The sequence below is a fragment of the Paenibacillus rhizovicinus genome (assembly GCF_010365285.1).
Taxonomy (GTDB): Bacteria; Bacillota; Bacilli; order Paenibacillales; family Paenibacillaceae; genus Paenibacillus_Z; species Paenibacillus_Z rhizovicinus.
In genome coordinates, this window is record NZ_CP048286.1 from 5,580,167 (window position 1) to 5,599,510 (window position 19,344).

Below are 19,344 nucleotides of genomic sequence, written 5' to 3' on the forward strand. Positions count from 1 at the left end.
AGATGAGAAAGCTAGTGCCTGCTATGGCGCTAGCTTTCTTTTTTGTGGGGGATGGAGCGCGGCGAAGGGGCAGAGCGCGCGAAAAAGCTGCCTCTGCGGCAGGAATTCGAGCCGGAATTTGGCCGTAGCGCGCGAACAACGGTTCAACCCTCTAACTTGACACCACCCGCGACCGAGACCGATCCGCCGCGCTCCCCTGCGCCAACCAAACACGGCAACCACCGTGTCCTCCCCCGGAGCAGCTGCTAACCGCATAACCGAACGGCCCTGCATTTTTTGACGAAAAATGGCCGAGAGTTAACTTTCGTTAATTGTTTGCCTAACAATTCTCCGCTACATTTAGAAGCAGTTTGAACATTCTTGGACGCGGAGGAGAACGGAAACGATGGGAAAACGCAACAAAATCAACACGATCCTGGCACTGGCGCTTGGCGCGCAGCTGTTAACACCGATGCTGGCGGCGGCTGAAATCAGGCTGGAGGGCACGGATGACCCGCAGACCTTCACGGTAATGGACACGAACGAGGACTACGCCGGATCCGAATACCGCCTCGACATCGCCTCTTATGACGGAGCTGCGGAATTATACAGCGATTCCAGCATGGATCCATCCATCCCATATACCATCGATGTATCCGACCCGGGCACGTGGATTCCGAATTTCGATTTGGACAACCCGCATCCCGTGACCTTCAACATCGATACCGTGAAAATCAACACGGAAGACGCGAACGACGATGAAGTGGTGGACAGCAAAACGTATACTTGGAGCATGGTCTCGAACATCTACGGCTCGGTGCTTGCGCCGCCCGAACTGGCAAACCGACTGACCATCACCATCACTTCGGGAACCGGAGCTTCGGTTACGCTGAGAAACGGCGATCCCGGCGTGTCTTACGCCGACGATGCGCTCGCCTTCTCCTATGACACGACGGAATCGGGACCGTATCAGATCGCCGCCCAGGTCGACGGCAGAGACTACGCGGCCATGAAGCTTTACCCGAGCTACATGAATCGTTATCTTCGCGAAACGAAAATCGAAGCGGATGACAGCGTGCATTCGTATTTCGCCGTCGAAGCGGGCAAGCTTATTCCTTACAGCGTCAACGACCGGGCGTCGTTTAAACCGATAGATGCTTCCGAAGACGGAGATGAAGTGAGCTTCGACTCGAACGATGATGCCGTCAGCACGGTGCCGCTGCCGTTTGATTTTAAGTTCTACAACGAGACCTATTCCGACGTCAGCATCAGCACCAACGGGACGTTGTCGTTCGATAACTTCGCGCGCCGCGATACGCACGGATTTCAAGAATACCCTTCTTCCATAATGCCGCCTTCCATTTACGCGTTTACGTCCGATCTCTATTTGCATGTGCCGGACGATGCGGGCGCGGAGCCGGGTGAGGATGCACAAGCTCCGTCCCATGTATACACGCGCACGGTAGGCGATGAAGGCGATCGCCAGTTCATCGTGCAATGGGATCATGTCTATCGTTACGGTGACGAGGATTTGGCGCCGCTGACGTTCCAAGCCGTTCTCTATGAACGGACAGGAGACGTTCGCGTCCAATACGTGTCGACTGCCAGCCCCGCTGCAGATTATACGTCGGGCAGCAATGCCGTATCCGGTATTCAAGGCAACGGGTTCAACACGCAGAATGGCCTGCTGTACGCGATGAACGAACCGAAGCTGACGGACGGCCTCGCCTTATGCTATGGCGTCAGTCCCCGCTGCGGCGAAGCGGGACCGGTCTTGCAGAGCGCAACCATGACCAGCGGAAGCAAGAAAATAACGCTTGTTTTCGACAAGGCGCTCGACACGCGGACTTCGCTGACGAATCAATTTACGCTGAGCGGCAGTCCCGTTACGATTAATGCTGCCGAGTACGACATGACTGATGCGTCGCATAAAACAGTGATTTTGAATTTGTCGTCTGCGCCGGCAGCAGGCGATGAGCTCCGCGTATCGTATCTCGACAACGCGGTGCGCGATGTAGCACAAGGGATCTATTCGGAAGCGGCGGCCGATTTCGCCGTTGAGGTCAACGAAGCTCCGCCTGTCGTAACTCCGCCTGTCGTAACTCCACCGACGCCGTCTGGCGGAACCGATAACTCGGGTTCAACGACGAATGCCGCCGGCTTGCCAGGCATCGCCGGCGGCGGGGAACAAGCTCAGATTGCGACGGGCACGGTTACGCAAACGGATGGACGCAGCATCATGACGGCAGTTATCGATTCCGCGAAGCTGGCCGACCTGCTCGCGAAAGCAGGAGACAAGCCGGTTATTACGCTTCCTGTTACAGGTAGCATGGACCGCGTCGTCGCGGAAGCGAACGGCGGCATGATGCAGTCGCTTGCGGACAAGTCGGCGGCGCTTACAGTACAGACGCCATTCGGGAGCTTCCCGCTGCCTGTGCAGGCATTCACCGCGAAGGCATTAAGCGCCTTGGTCGGTTCGCAGGTGCAGCCTTCGGATGTGACGATCCGCGCGAGCATTACGAAGGCTGATGAAGCCCAATTAAAGCAGATGCAGGAAGCGGCGGCGAAAGGGGATTTTACCCTCTTGGCGCCTCCGGTGGCCTTTGCCGTGACGATCGCGTATAACGGGCAATCGTACGCGATGAATGACTTCCAATCCTTCGTGAAGTTCGAGCTGCCGCTGCCGGCCGAAGCGGAAGCCGGCCAATTGACGACGGCGATTGCGCTGGAGCCGAACGGCGGTTTCCATTCCGTGCCGACTGCCGGCGCGAATCGGAACGGTTCGCATGCAGCGATCGCGAGCAGCTTGACGGGCGGGTTGTTTGCGCCGGTTCAGCATGCGGTCAAGCTGACGGATGTGAGATTCCATTGGTCGCGCAGCGCCGTCAACGACCTGGCGTCCCGTATGGTCGTCAATGGGAGCGGCGACGGCCAATTCCATCCGGACAGCAGCGTAACCCGCGCGGAATTCGCGGCGATCTTACTTCGCGCGCTCGGCCTGCAGAGCAGCGCGAGCGGGCAAGCGTACCGCGACGTGAACAGCTCCGATTGGTTCGCTGGCGACGTAGCGGCAGCAGCCATGTTCGGGCTGGTGTCCGGTTATGAGGACGGTAATTTCCGTCCGGCGAATACGGTTACGCGGCAGGAAGCGATGGTGATGATCGCCAGGGCGATGAAACTGGCCGGCATGGAGACTTCCATCAGCGATATTCAGGCAGCGTCGCTGCTTGCCGCTTATCGGGATTTTGCCAGCATCGGCACATGGGCCGCTCCGTCAGCGGCGATCTTGATCCAGAACGGCCTCGTGCAGGGCGGCGACGGGCAGCTTCGTCCGACCGGCCAAATCACGCGAGCGGAGACAGCCGTCATCGTCGTGCGGCTGCTTCAGCAGGCGGGACTGATCGACAAACAGGGCTGATTAGCAAGCCCAAGAGCAAGCCCAAGAGCAAGTCTAAGAGCAAGTCCAAAAGCAAGCCCAAGAGCAAGCCCAAAGAGCAAGCCCACAAAGCAAGTCCACAGAACAAGTCGACGCAGCCGCAGCTTCCCGATCGAACACTAAAAAGCCCGGATTACGATGAGCGTATCATCGCAATCCGGGCTTTACGCATACGATTATTTGTTCAGCATGTGGAACACTTGCTCCACGTCTTTGTCACCGCGACCGGACAAGTTGACGATGATGATTTGATCCTTGCTCATGGTCGGCGCAAGCTTCTTGGCGTAAGCGACCGCGTGCGCGCTTTCGAGCGCCGGGATAATGCCCTCGGTACGGGACAGCTCTTGGAACGCCGCGAGCACTTCCTCGTTGCTGACCGTCACGTATTCGCCGCGGCCCGTTACTTTCAAGTTGCTGTGCTCCGGTCCGATGCCCGGGTAATCAAGGCCTGCGGCGATGGAGTAGGTCTTCCGCGGATTGCCTTCTTCGTCCAGCAGCACCAGGCACTTGAAGCCGTGGATGACGCTAGGCACGCCTTCGGTCAAGGAAGGAGCTTGGTCCGGCTCGACGCCGATCAAGCGCACGGACGGCTCGTCCAAATAATGCGCGAACGCTCCGATGGCGTTGCTGCCGCCGCCGACGCAAGCGAGGACGGCATCCGGGAGACGGCCTTCTTTCTCCAAAATCTGACGTTTGGACTCTTCGCTGATGACGGATTGGAAGTGCTTCACCATCGTCGGGAACGGATGCGGACCGACCGCGGAACCCAGCAAATAGAACGTCGTCTTGTAATTCTCGACCAAATCGTTGAGCGCCTCGTCGACGGCATCCTTCAGACGGCCTTGTCCTTTATTGACCGGCACGACGGTCGCGCCGAGCAGCTCCATCCGGAACACGTTCAACGCTTGGCGGCGCGTATCCTCGGCTCCCATGTAGATGATGCATTCCATGTCGAACATCGCGCAGGCCGTCGCTGTCGCAACGCCGTGCTGCCCAGCGCCGGTTTCCGCGATGATCCGCTTGGCGCCCATCCGTTTGGCGAGCAAGATTTGCCCGATAACGTTGTTGATTTTGTGCGCGCCGGTGTGGTTCAAGTCTTCGCGCTTCAAGTAGATTTTGGCGCCGCCCCACGATTCGGTCAATTGCTTGGCGAACGTCAGCGGATTCTCGCGGCCGACGTATTCCCGCAGGTAGTAACGGAATTCCTCGTTGAATTCCGGATCGTCCTTGTATGTATAAAACTGATCGCTTAAGTAGCTCAACACTTCCTGCAGTTCCGGCGGAACGAAGCTGCCGCCGAACTCTCCGAAATAACCGGCGGTCGATTGATTTTGATCCATTTGAAAGCGCCTCCATGTGTTGTTGTCGTTGATTCCGATTCTATGGTAACACATTATTTGCGATCGGTCTTGGGAGGAATTTGAAGAACGGCCGATAGAATCGATTATTTTTTTCAGAGTAACCCCTTAAGATATCAACATGGATTAGAGCAATGGACGTTTATAATTGTAGAAGGAAGTCCCGTCGATGCAGGAAAGGATTTCCGGCTCGCGCAGCGAAGGATTTTAATAATGCTGCGCGCAGGGAAACCAGGCTGGGCAGGCGCGGCGATCCGAGGTGCAAGGGATAATCCGGAAGGAGACATTATGATGAGTGCTATTGTGAAAATCGGTCTAATCGGTTTAGGAGAAGCGGCGCAGGTCATCCATTTGCCCGTGCTTCAAGCGATGGGGGACGCATTCGAAATAACGGCCGTTTGCGACATTTCCCCGAGTCTCGTGCAAGCGATCGGGGATCAATACCGGGTTCCAGGGCGTTACGCGTCGGCGGAAGACCTGCTGGACGATGAAGAGGTCGAAGCGGTTCTCGTCTTGAACAGCGACGAGTATCATGCCGACTGTATCGTGGAAGCGCTTAAACGCGATAAGCATGTGTTCGTGGAGAAGCCGATGTGTCTGACGAAGGCCGATGCGAAGCGCATCATCGAAGCCAAGAACGCCTCGTCCGGTAAAGTGATGGTCGGCTACATGCGGCGGTACGCGGAAGCGTTCGTTCAAGGGGTAGAAGAAGTGAAGAAGCTGGGCCGGATTAATTACGCGCGGGTACGCGACATTATCGGGCAGAACAGCTATTTTATCAAACAAAGCGCGAACGTGCTCCGCTTCACGGACATTCCGGCCGAACTGGCGGAAGACCGTCGCTTGCGCGCGCAGGCATTGGCTAAGGAAGCTCTGGGCGAACGTGCGGAGCGTTTCAATAACACCTATCGTCTCATGGGCGGCCTCAGCAGCCACGATCTGTCCGCCATGCGCGAAATATTAGGGATGCCTGCCCGCGTGCTGGCGGCTTCGCGCTGGAAAGACGGTCAGTTCATGAGCGCCATGTTCCAATACGACGAAGGCTTCAACGTGCTGTTCGAGACAGGCTGCGACCATCAAGGGCGCTTCGACGCGACGATCGAAGTCATGGGCGAGACGGGCACGGTGCGGGTTGATTACGACACGGCTTACATCCGTCATCTGCCGACGGTGCTGACCATAACGGAAACGACGGGCGACCGCTATCAAGAAACGGTGATCCGCCCGACGTTCACGGATTCGTATACGATCGAGCTGAGGCATTTCCATGAAGTGATCGTCAACGACGCTCCGATCAAGACGACGCCCGAGGATGCGGCGCAGGATCTGGAACTGTTCGAAATGCTCATCGAAGCGATGGACGAGGCGGAGCAGCGCGCTTCTCGCGAACAGGCGAGCCCGGTATTGTAATTCGAGCGGCAGAGCGCGAATGAGAAGACAGTCTAGCAATTTTCAAAACATACAGGTATGAAAAGTTGAATCTATGATTTTCAAACGGTATGATAGATATGGCAGGACATGTCAATGGATTGCTGCACCGGTCATGCGGCATGTTCGGCAGTGCGAATTCCAAATTTGGGAGGGAACATCATGTCTGAAATTGCGATTATCGGAGCAGGACCCGCTGGCGGAAGCGCAGCATTGTTCGCGGCGAAGGCCGGCAAGCAAACGCTGCTGATCGACAGCGACCAAAGCATCACGAAGAAAGCTTGGATCGAGAACCATTACGGCGTGCCTGAAATCAAAGGGCCGGATCTCGTCGAGATCGGCATTCAGCAAGCGAAGAAATTCGGCGCTGAATACGTACAAGCCAAGGTGACGGAAATCGCCAAAACGGACGACGGCTTCACGATCTCCACCGAAGCGGGCGATTCGTACCAAGCCAAACACGTCATCGTCGCATCGGGATTGTTCCTCGAATTCGCAGAGAAATCCGGTCTGCAAACGAAGCCGGGCACGGAGCCGCGGATCAAGACGATCCTTGAAGCGGACGCGCAAGGCCGCACGAACATCGAAGGCATCTGGGCTGCCGGCACATGTGCTGGCGTAAGCGTGCACACGATCGTAACGGCCGGCGACGGCGCGAAAGTCGCGATCAACGTGATCAGCGAACTGAACGGCGCGCGTTACGTCGACCACGATCTGTTGAAATAATCTTCATTCTTCTCCCTTTCTTCTTATGGCGCAGGAAGCTGCATAGCCATGGAAGAAAGGGTTTTTTTTTTTGCGCGGCGGGCAGGAAATCCCTGATGGGGGATGGAACGTGTAACGTGACTAACGGCTTCCAACGCAACGCGGCAACTCTATCGAGAGCGGAGGGAAAGCATGCAGCTGAGTCAAGCGCAAATCGACTTCTTCGAGACGTTCGGTTTTCTCAAGTTTCCGCAGCTGATGGCAGATCGGCTGGATTGGATCATCGAGGAATTCACGCGAACGTTCCCGGAGCAGAACCGGCATGACGGAACGAAACGGACATGCGTCGTCCCGTTCATCGATCAACGGATGTCCGTGCTGATCGACGATCCGCGGATGCTGGCGATCGGCAAATCCTTGCTTGGCGAGGATTTCAACTACATGGGCAGCGACGGCAATTATTACACGGGCAACACGGGCTGGCACCGCGACGGATATCATGAGAAATACAAGCATTTGAAAATCGCCTTCTACTTGGACCCGCTCGATGCGGATACCGGCGCATTGCGCGTCATTCCGGGCAGCCACCGGCTGCGAGACAAGTACGGCGATGATTTGACGCTGCAAATGCAGGACACGAACAAGACGTGGGATGTCGCCGGAGCCGATGTGCCCGCATACGTGCTGGACGTGACGCCGGGCGATATTCTGGTCTTCAACCACAACCTCTTCCACTCCGCATGGAACGGCAGCACGAACCGCAGAATGTTCACGATCAACATGTGCCAGCGTTATGCGGAAGCGGATATTCAAGAGCTGCGGGACTATATCGGAACCGCTGCGAGATTCTGGATCGACCGTGCCTTCTCCGACACGATGATGAACGAGGCGTCGCCGGAGCGGATGGTTCATCTGGAGCAGGTGATGGCCAACGACGGCCACTTGGCCGCGCTGAGCGCGAAGGCGCGATTGGAGATGGCGGAGCCTTCGCGGGGTTGAGGGGACCTGAGCGAAACTGAGCGAAACTGAGCGGTACTGACGGAACTGAGCAGGGCGGCTGCCGAAAGCGAGCAGCAAGCAAACAAGCCGGACCCAGGCATGGGTTCGGCTTGTTTGCTTTATGCGCCGGCCGCGCGGTTCACTTGCGGCCGCCGGCCCGTCGGCGCTTCGCTCTTCGCCGTGCAGAGGCAGTGTCCGCAACGCCTTCGGCAGCGGCTCCGCCTTCTGCGGAATTGGTCTGTTTATTGTTCTCCACCGTGTCCTTCGTGTTGTCGGTTCCGACGATGGGGAGAATATCCGCGTTCCCGAACAAAATCGTCCCGTTGTTGGTGACGATGATCGCGGTCCGAATCCAGCAGGCCATCCTTCATCAGCGTCCTCGTTATCAGGTATGATCCATTGCTAGTCTAAGATATGACGGGGATGCGAAGCCCGAATTGGCACCTGTCCCGGCAGGCGCGGAAAAGCCGCGGACCGGGAAGATCGTTAGAACATTATGGAGTCCTCATTCGTCTAGGACGGAAAGGGGGGGCTCTACATGCGACAATTATGGGCAGTAATGGCCGTGTTCGTGCTGCTGCTGATGGGATGCGGAGAAGCGGGGAGCGGCGGAACAGCGTCGATAAACAGTGAAGCGACGCATAATCCGACCGCGCAGGAAATGCTGCAGGACAATCCGGATGCGGATTTCTTCCAGCTTGGCGACGTGATCTACGTCAATGCGGCGAATATCGAATGGGTACAGGCCGAAGCGTTGAAAGCAGAGGAGAAAATAGATTCGATCGCGAAACAATACGTACAAGGCGGCGTCTTCGAAGACGGCATGGCCACCAAGCTTCCGAAAGGCGCCGAAATATATAAGCCGGATACGCATGGATTATTGATTCTGATCGCCAAATGGGACGGACATGAAGTCCGGTATCTTGCAATACTGGAGGGTTAAACTTATGACACTGCCGCTGACGTTTACGGTGGAGGAAGCGATGGTTTTTGCCAAGCAGGATTGTTTGGAGGAATGGGTGCATCTGTTTCTGAAGACGATCGGGGGGAATGTTCCCTTCTCGGAGGGGCTTAAGCGGGAACGGAGGAACTGGGCGGGTCCCTTGCTGCTGCCGCTTCATGAACTGGAACGCTGCTGCGGGCCGGAGCCGGAGATGGAATTTTATACGCCGGCGGAGAGTTGGGATGCGCATGTCGGCGAGCTGATTACCTCGCTCCGGGAGGGTTGGTCCAGCCCGCCGCTTATTGTTCAGGTTATCGAGGAAGGACGCCTGTCGATCAGAGACGGCAACCACCGGCATAAAGCGCTGCGCCGGCTCGGCGAACCGGCTGCCTGGGTGATTCTGTGGAATACCGACGGCGAGACGGATTTGGGAGCTTGGACCGGGGCACGTTAATTGCTTTGTAGAATCGCGATCAGCTTCGCGCTTTCGGCTGCGGGCATGCGGCCGTACTTGCCTTCCGCGCCTTGCACGAACTCCAGGTGATCCTTCTGCGGCGAAATCCATACTTCGTAGAGCTGCGGTTCGTAAGAGGCGAGCGGATCCGTATTCTGAGTCAGCATCTTATAGTCCGGCGGGCGGGACATCGATACTTTGGCGTTCTCCCAATCGATCGCGGAGAGCGCGTTCATGATGACGGCAACGGTTTCCGTGTCTGTTACGGTTCTTGACGCTGCTTCTGTTAAGTCTTTCATCGTAATGATTTGAACCTGAACGTTGTCGTAAGCCAGTGTCGTCGGCGTCTGTTCGCCGACGGCTTTGTTCTGTGCGGCGTCGGCCATGGCCGACTGCGATTTGGGCGGTTCGCTTCCGCATGACGTTGCCAGTGCCAGTGCCAGCGTGATGACCAGTAAGACCCCGATGAAGGCGGGTTTGAGCATCTTGGATTCCTCCTTGGCAGCGCGGCGCTTGTCGTCGGCTGTCCCTGTTCTTGTCTACAGAAACGTTGAACGGCTGGAGAAAGTTGCAGGGGAGCGGGGCTTGCGGAGGAGGTTAGTACGGGCAGCAGCAATTAGTAGACGCAAAAACGCCCTTCCGGACTCCTGAATTCGGAGTCGAAGGGCGTTGCTCTTCTTATTTCGTAAAGTAAGCGTTGAATAGTCCGATTTGACTATTATCTACGGAATCCGTCGAGTATTGCAGCGTAATTTTATTTACATGCTGCACATCCAGGTTAATGTCCCGAGGAAACTCGCCAGCGACGATTTTCTGCTCATAGGCTTTGGTTCCGTCCAGCAGGATCGTCAGCTTGGATTCGGCCTTCGTGTTTTTGGATGTGTCGGTCAGACCCAGCTTTGCTTTAAAAGATTTATATTGACCATTCAACGGGAAGTCCAGCAGATTCCAAGCTTTGTCTTTGCCAGCCCATGCATCCACGTACATGGTAATGTAGCTGCTGTACTCGTTCCCGACGTTGTCCTTAATACCCTCTACGCTGTTTGCATTGTACTCAAATGAATTAGTGGAATATCCTTCTTGATAATTCATATTGTCGATCCCTTTACCGGGATAAACCAACGTTGCATTCTCTGCCTGTCCGATCCAGACGGTTTGGGTTTTCGCATCCCACTTAACCGGTTGGCCGAGCGCGTCCGCGACGAAACGAAGCGGGACGAAAGTGGTGCCGTTGTACGTAAAAGCTTTCTCGGACGGCGTCTTCGTAACCTTATTGATTTTGATGTTTTTGACGCTGTAAAACACTTCGATCATGTTACCGCCCGCCGCGTAGACCGCAGATCCCGATAAGACGGAACCGATCAATAATCCCGCAACAAGTCCTTTAACTTTGTCTTTCATTCGTGAAACTCCTTTGTAATAAATTGGAACTACTGATTCAATATCGGCGAGAACGGAGTGATTCTTTAGGACTATCATCCAAAAAAACCTGCGACGAGCGAACCTAACAAAAAATGCTTCTCTCTCGCTGCCGCTAAAGATTGCAGGAGAAATCAGCGAGTTTGCGCATGGGGCAGCCAACAGGCGGCCTTTTTCGGCCTCAGCCAGCCAAACTGATTTTATTTGGAACAAAGTGGAACTTTTCGGGCGGTGCGTTGTCTGTTTACATGGAGGTGAAACGATTGGAGGAGGACTATCTTAAGCATCTCTCGCAGATCGGAGCCTATGATATCGAACAGCTTGTTCATCAATATTGGCAGGACGTATGGCATTTCTCGTACGTCATGACAAGGCAGCACGATATGGCGGACGACATTGCGCAGGAGACGTTCATACGGGCGTTTCGCGCGCTCCATACGTTCCGCGGGGAAAGCTCGGTGAAGACATGGCTGCTGAAAATCGCCAAGCATCTCACCATCAACTACAGGCGTTCGGCGTTATTTCGCAAAATCATCCTGTTGGATCAGGCGGGGCGGCATCGTTCCTCCCCGTCCGCGGAAGCGGCCTATTTCGACGCTCAATTCGCGGATCGAATATGGGAACTCGTCCTACGGCTGCCCGTGAAGCAGCGCGAAGTTCTCTTGCTGCACGCGCATTATCAATTGAAGCTTGAAGAGATGGCAAGGGTGCTCGGATTGCCGGAAGGCACGGTGAAATCCCGGCTGCACCGCGCCAGATTGAAAGTCGACAAGTGGCTGAAGGAGGCGGATGCCAGTGAATCCGAATGAGCCGAAATGGTACGGACGACTGCGGCGGGGGCCTTTTCAGCAGGAGCGGCAGCCGGCGCCGAGTCACGTGCAGGCGATTATCGACAAGGTAACGAAAGGACGGAAGGAGCGGCGAATGTGGAAGCTGTCCGCAGCGGCGGTATTTATCGTAGTATTCGTTTTGATCACGGTATGGCTGCTATCGACGTTGGATCGGACGACCAGCGTCACCACCTCGGAACGGCACGACGTCTTTGCCGGCATCGAGCGAACCGATATTCCCGATTTTGCCACGGACCCGAATATCGAGGTGATGCGCGAATACAAAGGAAACAATGACCGTTGGGCAGCCGAATATTACATCTACCGGACGAAGGACGACAACGACCGGCAAATACGCTGCTATGCCAAATACATTGGCGATGGGCCAAGTCCAACCGGGGAAGTACGCTATACGCTGAAGTCGGAAGACACGATCTACGGAAGCGCAACGATGAGCTACGGCAGCCCGCCCGAACAAGGGATTTACAACCTGTCCTTCGGCAAAATAGCCGACCTCCCCGATCGCGCGACGCTGCAATTGCTGATGCAGTCGCCTAACGACACGCAATTCGAGTGGGTGACGCTGAATCCAGTGGAGCAATAAGCCGCCACGGCGATGAATAGAGAGGTACGACAAAAAAAGCGGCAGCCGGCGTCTCATGGACGTTTCACGGCAGCCGCTTTTCAATTCTTCAATCCTTCTGCACTACAGCACCAGAATCCGCGCTCCATACTCCAAATGCTCCACCATGCGCCGTTTGGCTTCCTCGCCTTCTCCGGCCAGAATCAAATCGAAGATTTCGAGATGATCCCGATAAGACGACTGAATGCGGTCATTATCCTTCCGGAGCACCTTGAGCGCCAATTGGAAGAGGCGATCCTGCAAATTTTCCATCATTTGCACCATTTCGGCATTATCGTACACGAGCGCGAGCCGCCGGTGAAAGTCCGAATCGGCATGCGTGAACGCCAAGTAATCATGCTGCTCGGCCGTCTGCCGCTGAAGCTCCAAATTCGCGCGAAACCAGGCGATCTCGTCCGGGGACAGCTTGCGGCTCCCCAGCTTGTAGACAATATGGCTTTCCAAGGCGATGCGGAAGTCGAAGAAGTCGCCTACGCGCTGCAGCGACAATTCCGGCAGGCTGAGCCCTTTGTTCGGCGCCAGGTTCAGCAGCCCTTCGGCGGCCAGCTTCTCCAGCGCCGCCCGAATCGGCGTCCGGCTCATCTGCAGCAGGTCGACCAGATATTTCTCCGTCAGCTGCTCGTTGTTGTTAATCGCGCCTTCCAGCAAATAGGCGCGCAGCTGTTCATAGGCTTTCTCTTTCAACGTTACCGGTGGCATACCTCAAATCCTCTTCTATAAAATGAACGGACCGCAAATACGCGATGCTCTGTTCCAACCAGTCGCGCTCGGTTGCAATCGTATCCCGGACGGACTTCGCGTAAGGGGTCCATAATTCCAATATCGCATTGACGCCGGCCTTGCCGTTCGCCTCGATGATTTCTTTCAGCCCTTGAATATCTAAGCGGCCTGCTCCGGCAGGCGTGCCGAGTATCGTAAAGCCCATCATATGATCGACGCGCTTGATGTCGAAATCCTTGATGTGCAAATTGACGAGATACGGCGAAAGCGCGCGGATAACGTGATCCGGGGCTTCCAACGCGCCGAACGAGTTGACCGTGTCCAGGCAGCAGCCGACATGGCCGTGCCGAAGGTTCTGAAACAATTGTACCAGCTGTCCTGTCGTATGCAAGCCATGATTTTCGATAGCGAGCATGACATTCGCGGCTTCGAAAGCCGGCAGAACCTCGCGGATCTGCGCTTCGGCGGCAGCGAGATCGGGCGTCGTCACGATCGTCCGGACAATGGAAGACCCGAGCATGCCGGCGATGCCGAGATAGCGCAGCAGCAGCTCCGGCTCGCTTCCCCGCGTGCCGACTTCCAGCTCGACCCCGTGCTCGTCGGCGACCCGCTTCAACGCAAGGAGCTCACCGTCCGACATGGCATGCAAAGGCAAATTGTCCGCGATTTGAAGCAGGCCAAGCCCATAGCCGCGGGTCAGCTTGACCAGCGCTTCGGCGGTCAACGGCTGCGGCGGTGGTTCGTAGCCGGGAACGCCGACGGACCAAGTTAAGGTGTAGGTGCTGAGTCCGAGTTTCATGGGGATACATTCCTCCTGACGGATATCCGCGCTCCCAAGTGGGGCGTTTTGCAGTGTCTTCGACGCCTGAAATCGGGCAGCTGTGCGGCTAGGTTGAGTTTAGCATAGCAGGATTTCCAAGCTGGGGCAATGAAAGATATATAAATTGTATACATTTTGTATTGAAGATGTTTTTATGATGAGTTATGCTAGTGGCATCATCCAAGCGGCATCATTCCAACCGGAGTGAACCACCTTCATTTTTGATCATAAAGGAGCATGAACCATGGGGAACGCGATTCAAAATAATGACGTATTAATCGCCGTTATCGGCGCAGGCGGCAAGATGGGGTGCCGGATTACGGATAATTTGAGGAAGACGGAGTATCGGCTTCTATTATGCGAACAGGCCGAATCCGGCATGGCGAGGCTGGCGGAGCGGGGACTGACGATCACGCCTAACGAGGAAGCGCTCGCCGTCGCCGATGTCATCATTCTCGCGGTTCCGGACGCGGTCATCGGGCCGTTGTCGCAGACGATCGTTCCGCAGCTGAAGCCGGACGCAACCGTCATTCTGCTCGATCCTGCAGCGGCTTACGCACAGCAGGTAGTGCTGCGCGACGATTGCCACTTCGTTGTCACGCATCCGTGTCACCCGGCTCTGTTCGAAGAACAGGATTCGCCGGAAGCGCGCAAGGATATGTTCGGAGGCATCTCGGCGAAGCAGGATATCGTCATTGCGCTGCATCAGGGACAGGAAGAGAAACTGGCACTCGCCGAGAGGATCTGCATCGCCATGTTTGCGCCGGTGACGCAATGCCATCGCATTACGGTGGAGCATATGGCGCTGCTGGAGCCGGCAGCGGCCGAGGTCGTTGCGGCGGCAGCGGCGTGCATCATGAAGGAAGCGATGGACGAAGTCATCCGCATGGGCGTTCCCGAAGCGGCGGCGCGTTCGTTCATGTTAGGTCATATCCAAATTCCGCTCGCCATCGCCTTCAACAACGTCAATCCGTTCTCCGACGCCGCGAAGATCGCGATCGAATACGGCTTCGAGAAGATTTTCAAACCGGATTGGAAGCAAGTATTCACGAAGGAATCGCTCGATGAAGTGCTGCGCCTGATGCTGCATTTGGACGAGAAGAAGGGCTGAGACGGATATGGAGAAAAGTTGGAAAGTCGGCCTGGTCGGCACCGGATTCTGGTCGGATAAGCATCTGCAGGCTTGGAGCCGCATACCTGGCGTGCAAATTACGGCGCTCTGCAACCGCTCCGAAGGGAAGCTTCGCCATGCGGCAGCCAAGTACGGCGTGCCGGAGGCGCAGCTATATAGCTCGATCGACGAGATGCTGGCGAAAGCGGATATCGACATCGTCGACATCGTTACCGGCACGGAAACCCATCTCGAATTCGTGAAGAAGGCTGCGGATGCCGGCAAACAGATCATGTGCCAGAAGCCGTTCGCGTCATCGCTCGCCGAAGCGGAGGAGATGGTCGCGCATGCGGAGAAACGCGGCGTCCGGCTGATGGTGACGGAGAATTGGCGCTGGCTGGATCCGTTCCAGACGATCAAATCGGTGCTGGACAGCGGCGAGCTCGGCAAGGTTCATGTCGCGCGTTATATTCATACGGACTATTACACGCCGCGAATGGAACCGGAAGCGAAGCTGCCGCAGCCGTTCTTCCGGACGATGCCGAGGCTGCTGTTTTATGAAATGGGCGTGCATTGGTTCGATACGTGGCGGTTTCTGTTCGGAACGCCGAAGCGGCTGACGGCGGAGCTGACGCAGGTGAGCAATTATATCGTTGGCGAGGACAGCGGCCTTGTCGTGCTTGGCCATAACGATTTCTACGGCTTCATGGACATGAGCTGGGCGACGAGGCAGAAGCTGGATCAGCCGCTCGGCGAAAGCGTCGGACCGGTCCATCTGGAGCAGTTCGTCATCGACGGGAGCGAGGGAACGCTTAAAATGTACACGGACGGCACGATTGCGATCGTGTCGAAGGACGGCAGGGAAGAGCGGATCGTGAAGTCGAGAACAGGACTGGATCACGAGGAAAGCCACTTCCGGCTGCAGAGCCATTTTATCGCTTGCTTGAACAGCGGCGAGCCGTTTCAGACGAGCGGCGAAGACAATATCGTCACGCTGCGCATGACGTTCGCCGTCTACGACAGCGCAGCCGAGCATCGGACGGTTTTGTTGGAAGAGCAGAGGTAGGATGGGCTGCCGTCTGCTGGCCAAGGCATAAATATTTCCGGGGAAATGTTCGGTTCATGCGAACACAACTGCAATAGGAATAGTCATAGCAATAGCAACAGAAACAGCAACAGAAACAGCGGCAGTCATGGACGTTTGCAAGACGTCCTACTGCCGCTGTTTTCGTTATTCTCGTTGTTATCGTCGTTAAAGCTGCTGTCCTCATAGAGAAGCTCAAGCGGTGACTCTCGTTTCGCTATTCTTTACTGTTCAAACCGGTCGGCGAGTTGCCATGAACGATTAGCCTCGAAGCTTCGTTTCCCATGAAATCCATTTCTTCAAATTACAGGGAAATGTTATTGCCGATCCCCTCCACCCAAGTTTCCTTCACCGTAAACGAATCCCCGTAGATGCGGTCCGCTTCCGCGGCGTGATGAAGCCCGAAGACCCGGTTGTTCTTCTCGAATTGAAAGTCTTTGACCCTTGAACATTAAAAAATTGAACGCGGAGCGCTTGGCGGATTCCCAGGCGGCGAGCAACCATTTCGGCGGCAATTGCGTCAATAGGGAAAATAGAACATTTATGGGGGAAGCGCTATGAGAGTAAAGAGCAAACGACGCATGGCGATGACGGCGGCGGCCGTGTTACTCGTCGCTGCGCTGCTTGGCGGCTGCGGGGAATCCGATCAAACCGTATCCAAACCCGTGGCGCCAAAGCATACGGCCGCTGACGTAAACAAGGAACTGGTGAAGTCCGGCAATGCCTTCGCCATGCGGCTCGCGGAACCGCTGCTGTCCGAGGCCATGGACCGAAGCCGCAACACGGTGTTCTCGCCGCTTAGCGTGTCCTTCGCGCTCTCGTTGCTGCTGAACGGCGCGCAAGGCGAGACGCGGGAGGAGTTGATGACGCTTCTTGCCGCGAAGGGCGCGGATGCGGAAACCTTCAATCAAAGCAACGAGGCGCTCATGGATCTGCTGCAACACGTGGATCCCGCCGTGGAGTTCCGCATTGCCAATGCTATATTTGCACAGAAGGGGCTGGCGCTGCAGAGCGAGTTCGTCAAGCGGATGAAGGAGCGGTATGCGGCGCCCGTCTCCGCGATTGATTTTGCCCGCAGCGCCGCTGCCGCCAAGACGATTAACGATTGGACGGCGAAGCAGACCAACGACCGGATCAAGGAGCTCCTCACCGCCGACAGCTTGTCGTCCGATACGGTCATGATGCTGCTGAACGCCGTGTACTTCAATGGGACGTGGCAGATGCCTTTCGACGAAGCGAACACGAAGGATGCGGCGTTCCACTTGGATGGCGGCCAGAATGTTCAGGTGCCGATGATGGCGATCAATGGCGAGTTTTTGCATAAAGCCGCGCCGGCGTATCAAGCCGTTCAGCTCCATTACGGGGCCGGCGACTGGAGCATGTTCGTCGTGCTGCCGGCGGACGGATCGACGTTGAAGGACGCGGAGGCTGCCGTGCTGCACGATGCTGCTGCATGGACGGCGGGATACGAAAGCGGCACCGGGCAGGTGCAGCTGCCCCGGTTCAAGTTCGAAGCCGCGTACAACTTGAACGAAACGCTGAAGTCGCTCGGGATGGTTCGGTCCATGGACGCGACGCTCGCCGATTTCTCGGGCATCTCGCCGAACGGGGGGCTGTTCGTCGATCAAGTGCTGCATAAGGCGTTCATCGAGGTGAACGAGAAGGGGACGGAAGCGGCGGCGGCAACGGCAATCGGCACTGATTCCGGTGCAGATTTGAACGCGAAGCCGTTCGTGTTCCGGGCGGATCGGCCGTTCCTGTTCGCCATCCGGAACAATGCGACGGGAACGATCGCGTTTCTCGGCTCCGTGGCGGATCCGACGGCGGCAGGCAGCTAGTTTGCCGTGACAGAGTCAGAGACAGAGACAGAGACAGAGACAGAGACAGAGACAGAGAAGGGGGCATTCATTCATGGGGATCTATGCGAGAATGATCAAACCGAACGCCGTTCTACTCGCGGCGGCAAGCATGATCGGCCTGCTCGGCGGCTGCGGCGAATCGGCGGACGGGCCGCGATTCGCCGCGAAGGACGTGCATGCCGAACAGGTGAAGAGCGATAACAGCTTCGCGCTGCGAATGGCGCAGCCGCTGCTTGAAGAGGCTGCCGTCAGCAAACGCAACGTGGCGTTCTCGCCGCTCAGCGTGTCGTTCGCGCTCTCGATGCTGCTGAACGGCGCGAAGGGCGAGACGCGGGAAGAACTGCTGGCGCTGCTTGGCGCCAAGGGCATAACGGAAGAGTCGCTCCATGCAGGCAACGAAGTGCTGCTCGATCTGCTGCAGCACGCCGATCCGGCGGTCGAAGTGCGTATCGCCGATGCAATTTGGACGAAGAAGGGCGTACGGTTGCAGTCCGAGTTTAAGAAAAAGCTGCAAACGTTCTATGCGGCGGAAGTCCATGCGATTGATTTCAGCAAGCCTGCCGCGGCGCAGACGATCAACCGCTGGGTAAGCAAACAGACGGGCGGCCATATCGATCAGATGGTGAATAGCTCGGATTTGGCCAATGCGGAGATGGTGCTGATGAATGCGATCTATTTCAATGGTACGTGGCAGCTGCCCTTCGAGGCTTCGGGGACGAGTACGCAGCCCTTCCATCTGACGGAAGATACGATGGTTAATGTGCCTATGATGCGTCAACGCGATAAGTTCGCTCATCTGACGACCGCGGAGTACAAAGCGGTCCGGCTGCCCTACGGTTCTGGACAATGGGGCATGATCGTCGTGCTGCCGGAACCGGGCGTGACGCTGCAGCGCGCTGAAGAGACGTTCTTAAGCGACCCGTCGCCGTGGCAGGATGGGTTCGACGAAGGCGTTAGCGACACGCTGCTGCAGCTGCCGAAGTTTACGTTCAAGACGAGCAAGAAGCTGAGAGAGGTGCTGGAGGGGCTGGGGATGAAGATTTCTTTCGACCCTTCCGCGGCGGATTTCTCCGGCATGACCGATAACGGGAGCAAGGGACTATTCGTCAGCGACGTGCTGCAGAAGGCGTTCATCTCCGTAGACGAGCTGGGGACGAAAGCGGCTGCGGCGACGAAGATCGACGTGACGGGAAGCTCCGCTCCGCCGCCGGAGGCGTTCGAGTTTATCGCGGATCGCCCGTTCTTCTTCGCGATCGAGGATCGGACGACGGGGACGCTCGCATTCCTCGGCGCGGTGGCGAATCCGGGGGCTGGGTAATGGTAAACTTGGAGCATCGACTATGTTGACGGGGAGCATATACTGTCAGAAGCCCAAGTGTGGGAAATGTACCGAACGCTGAGATGGTAGCAGTGGCAGCTTCGCTATAACGAATTCCACAAGCCTTATTCATGTCTAAATCGGCTGTTTGAAATGCTAACGAATCTGACACGTGCTATCTCTCGCGATGTGCCCATTTTCAGCCTGCTTTTACTCATTTTCGGATTCTTAAGCATCG

Annotated in this window: 18 protein-coding genes; 12 read left to right on the plus strand and 6 right to left on the minus strand. The window is 56.5% G+C overall.

Annotated features, from left to right (window positions below):
• Window positions 1–385 precede the first annotated feature (385 nt).
• Window positions 386–3,397 (plus strand): S-layer homology domain-containing protein, encoded by a 3,012-nt coding sequence (locus GZH47_RS24895; protein WP_162643712.1) that lies wholly within the window; start codon window positions 386–388, stop codon window positions 3,395–3,397.
• Window positions 3,398–3,591: 194 nt separating this feature from the next.
• Here GZH47_RS24895 and trpB read toward each other — a convergent pair whose 3' ends face one another.
• Complete coding sequence (gene trpB / locus GZH47_RS24900; protein ID WP_162643713.1) at window positions 3,592–4,755, minus strand: tryptophan synthase subunit beta; 1,164 nt, start codon at window positions 4,753–4,755, stop codon at window positions 3,592–3,594.
• A 306-nt stretch (window positions 4,756–5,061) separates the two neighbouring features.
• Here trpB and GZH47_RS24905 point away from each other — a divergent pair, with 306 nt between their 5' ends.
• The 3 genes from GZH47_RS24905 (at window position 5,062) to GZH47_RS24915 (ending at window position 7,905) form a co-directional block, all read left to right on the plus strand.
• Entirely contained in the window at window positions 5,062–6,183 is a 1,122-nt protein-coding gene (locus tag GZH47_RS24905) for a Gfo/Idh/MocA family protein (RefSeq protein WP_225446201.1), read from the plus strand.
• A gap of 180 nt (window positions 6,184–6,363) precedes the next feature.
• Entirely contained in the window at window positions 6,364–6,927 is a 564-nt protein-coding gene (locus GZH47_RS24910; RefSeq protein ID WP_162643714.1) for an FAD-dependent oxidoreductase, read from the plus strand.
• A gap of 171 nt (window positions 6,928–7,098) precedes the next feature.
• On the plus strand, window positions 7,099–7,905 hold the full coding sequence (locus GZH47_RS24915) for a phytanoyl-CoA dioxygenase family protein (protein WP_162643715.1): 807 nt from the start codon (window positions 7,099–7,101) through the stop codon (window positions 7,903–7,905).
• 139 nt (window positions 7,906–8,044) lie between these two features.
• On the opposite strand, the gene GZH47_RS24920 is transcribed toward GZH47_RS24915, so the two are convergent.
• Complete coding sequence (locus GZH47_RS24920) at window positions 8,045–8,269, minus strand: hypothetical protein (RefSeq protein ID WP_162643716.1); 225 nt, start codon at window positions 8,267–8,269, stop codon at window positions 8,045–8,047.
• 174 nt (window positions 8,270–8,443) lie between these two features.
• Here GZH47_RS24920 and GZH47_RS24925 point away from each other — a divergent pair, with 174 nt between their 5' ends.
• On the plus strand, window positions 8,444–8,848 hold the full coding sequence (locus tag GZH47_RS24925; RefSeq protein WP_162643717.1) for a hypothetical protein: 405 nt from the start codon (window positions 8,444–8,446) through the stop codon (window positions 8,846–8,848).
• A gap of 4 nt (window positions 8,849–8,852) precedes the next feature.
• Window positions 8,853–9,302 (plus strand): ParB/Srx family N-terminal domain-containing protein, encoded by a 450-nt coding sequence (locus tag GZH47_RS24930; protein WP_162643718.1) that lies wholly within the window; start codon window positions 8,853–8,855, stop codon window positions 9,300–9,302.
• Here the strand turns inward: GZH47_RS24930 and GZH47_RS24935 are convergent.
• Window positions 9,299–9,787, minus strand: coding sequence for a YhfM domain-containing protein (locus tag GZH47_RS24935; protein WP_162643719.1), 489 nt, complete (start codon window positions 9,785–9,787; stop codon window positions 9,299–9,301). The two genes, GZH47_RS24930 and GZH47_RS24935, sit on opposite strands and share 4 nt — an antisense overlap.
• A 193-nt stretch (window positions 9,788–9,980) precedes the next feature.
• Window positions 9,981–10,703 (minus strand): stalk domain-containing protein, encoded by a 723-nt coding sequence (locus GZH47_RS24940; protein WP_162643720.1) that lies wholly within the window; start codon window positions 10,701–10,703, stop codon window positions 9,981–9,983.
• Window positions 10,704–10,984: 281 nt separating this feature from the next.
• On the opposite strand from GZH47_RS24940, the gene GZH47_RS24945 reads away from it, so the two are divergent.
• Window positions 10,985–11,530, plus strand: a complete 546-nt coding sequence (locus GZH47_RS24945) for an RNA polymerase sigma factor (protein WP_162643721.1) — start codon at window positions 10,985–10,987, stop codon at window positions 11,528–11,530.
• Window positions 11,517–12,155 carry a hypothetical protein gene (locus GZH47_RS24950; RefSeq protein WP_162643722.1) on the plus strand — a complete coding sequence of 213 codons (639 nt, stop codon included), beginning with the start codon at window positions 11,517–11,519 and terminating at the stop codon, window positions 12,153–12,155. Before GZH47_RS24945 ends, GZH47_RS24950 begins: the two co-directional genes overlap by 14 nt.
• A 102-nt stretch (window positions 12,156–12,257) precedes the next feature.
• Here GZH47_RS24950 and GZH47_RS24955 read toward each other — a convergent pair whose 3' ends face one another.
• The gene (locus tag GZH47_RS24955) at window positions 12,258–12,893 is read right to left on the minus strand and encodes a GntR family transcriptional regulator (protein WP_162643723.1); all 636 of its coding nucleotides are present in this window, start codon (window positions 12,891–12,893) and stop codon (window positions 12,258–12,260) included.
• Window positions 12,859–13,713 (minus strand): sugar phosphate isomerase/epimerase family protein, encoded by an 855-nt coding sequence (locus GZH47_RS24960; protein ID WP_162643724.1) that lies wholly within the window; start codon window positions 13,711–13,713, stop codon window positions 12,859–12,861. The genes GZH47_RS24955 and GZH47_RS24960 overlap by 35 nt, the downstream gene beginning before the upstream one ends.
• A 265-nt stretch (window positions 13,714–13,978) precedes the next feature.
• On the opposite strand from GZH47_RS24960, the gene GZH47_RS24965 reads away from it, so the two are divergent.
• From GZH47_RS24965 to GZH47_RS24980, 4 genes are all read left to right on the plus strand, one after another.
• Window positions 13,979–14,845, plus strand: a complete 867-nt coding sequence (locus GZH47_RS24965; RefSeq protein WP_162643725.1) for a phosphogluconate dehydrogenase C-terminal domain-containing protein — start codon at window positions 13,979–13,981, stop codon at window positions 14,843–14,845.
• A 7-nt stretch (window positions 14,846–14,852) separates the two neighbouring features.
• Window positions 14,853–15,911 (plus strand): Gfo/Idh/MocA family protein, encoded by a 1,059-nt coding sequence (locus tag GZH47_RS24970; protein ID WP_162643726.1) that lies wholly within the window; start codon window positions 14,853–14,855, stop codon window positions 15,909–15,911.
• A 575-nt stretch (window positions 15,912–16,486) separates the two neighbouring features.
• Entirely contained in the window at window positions 16,487–17,767 is a 1,281-nt protein-coding gene (locus GZH47_RS24975; protein ID WP_162643727.1) for a serpin family protein, read from the plus strand.
• Window positions 17,768–17,840: 73 nt separating this feature from the next.
• A complete protein-coding gene (locus GZH47_RS24980; RefSeq protein WP_162643728.1) occupies window positions 17,841–19,106 on the plus strand; it encodes a serpin family protein in 1,266 nt (421 codons plus the stop codon).
• The last annotated feature ends 238 nt before the right edge of the window (window positions 19,107–19,344 follow it).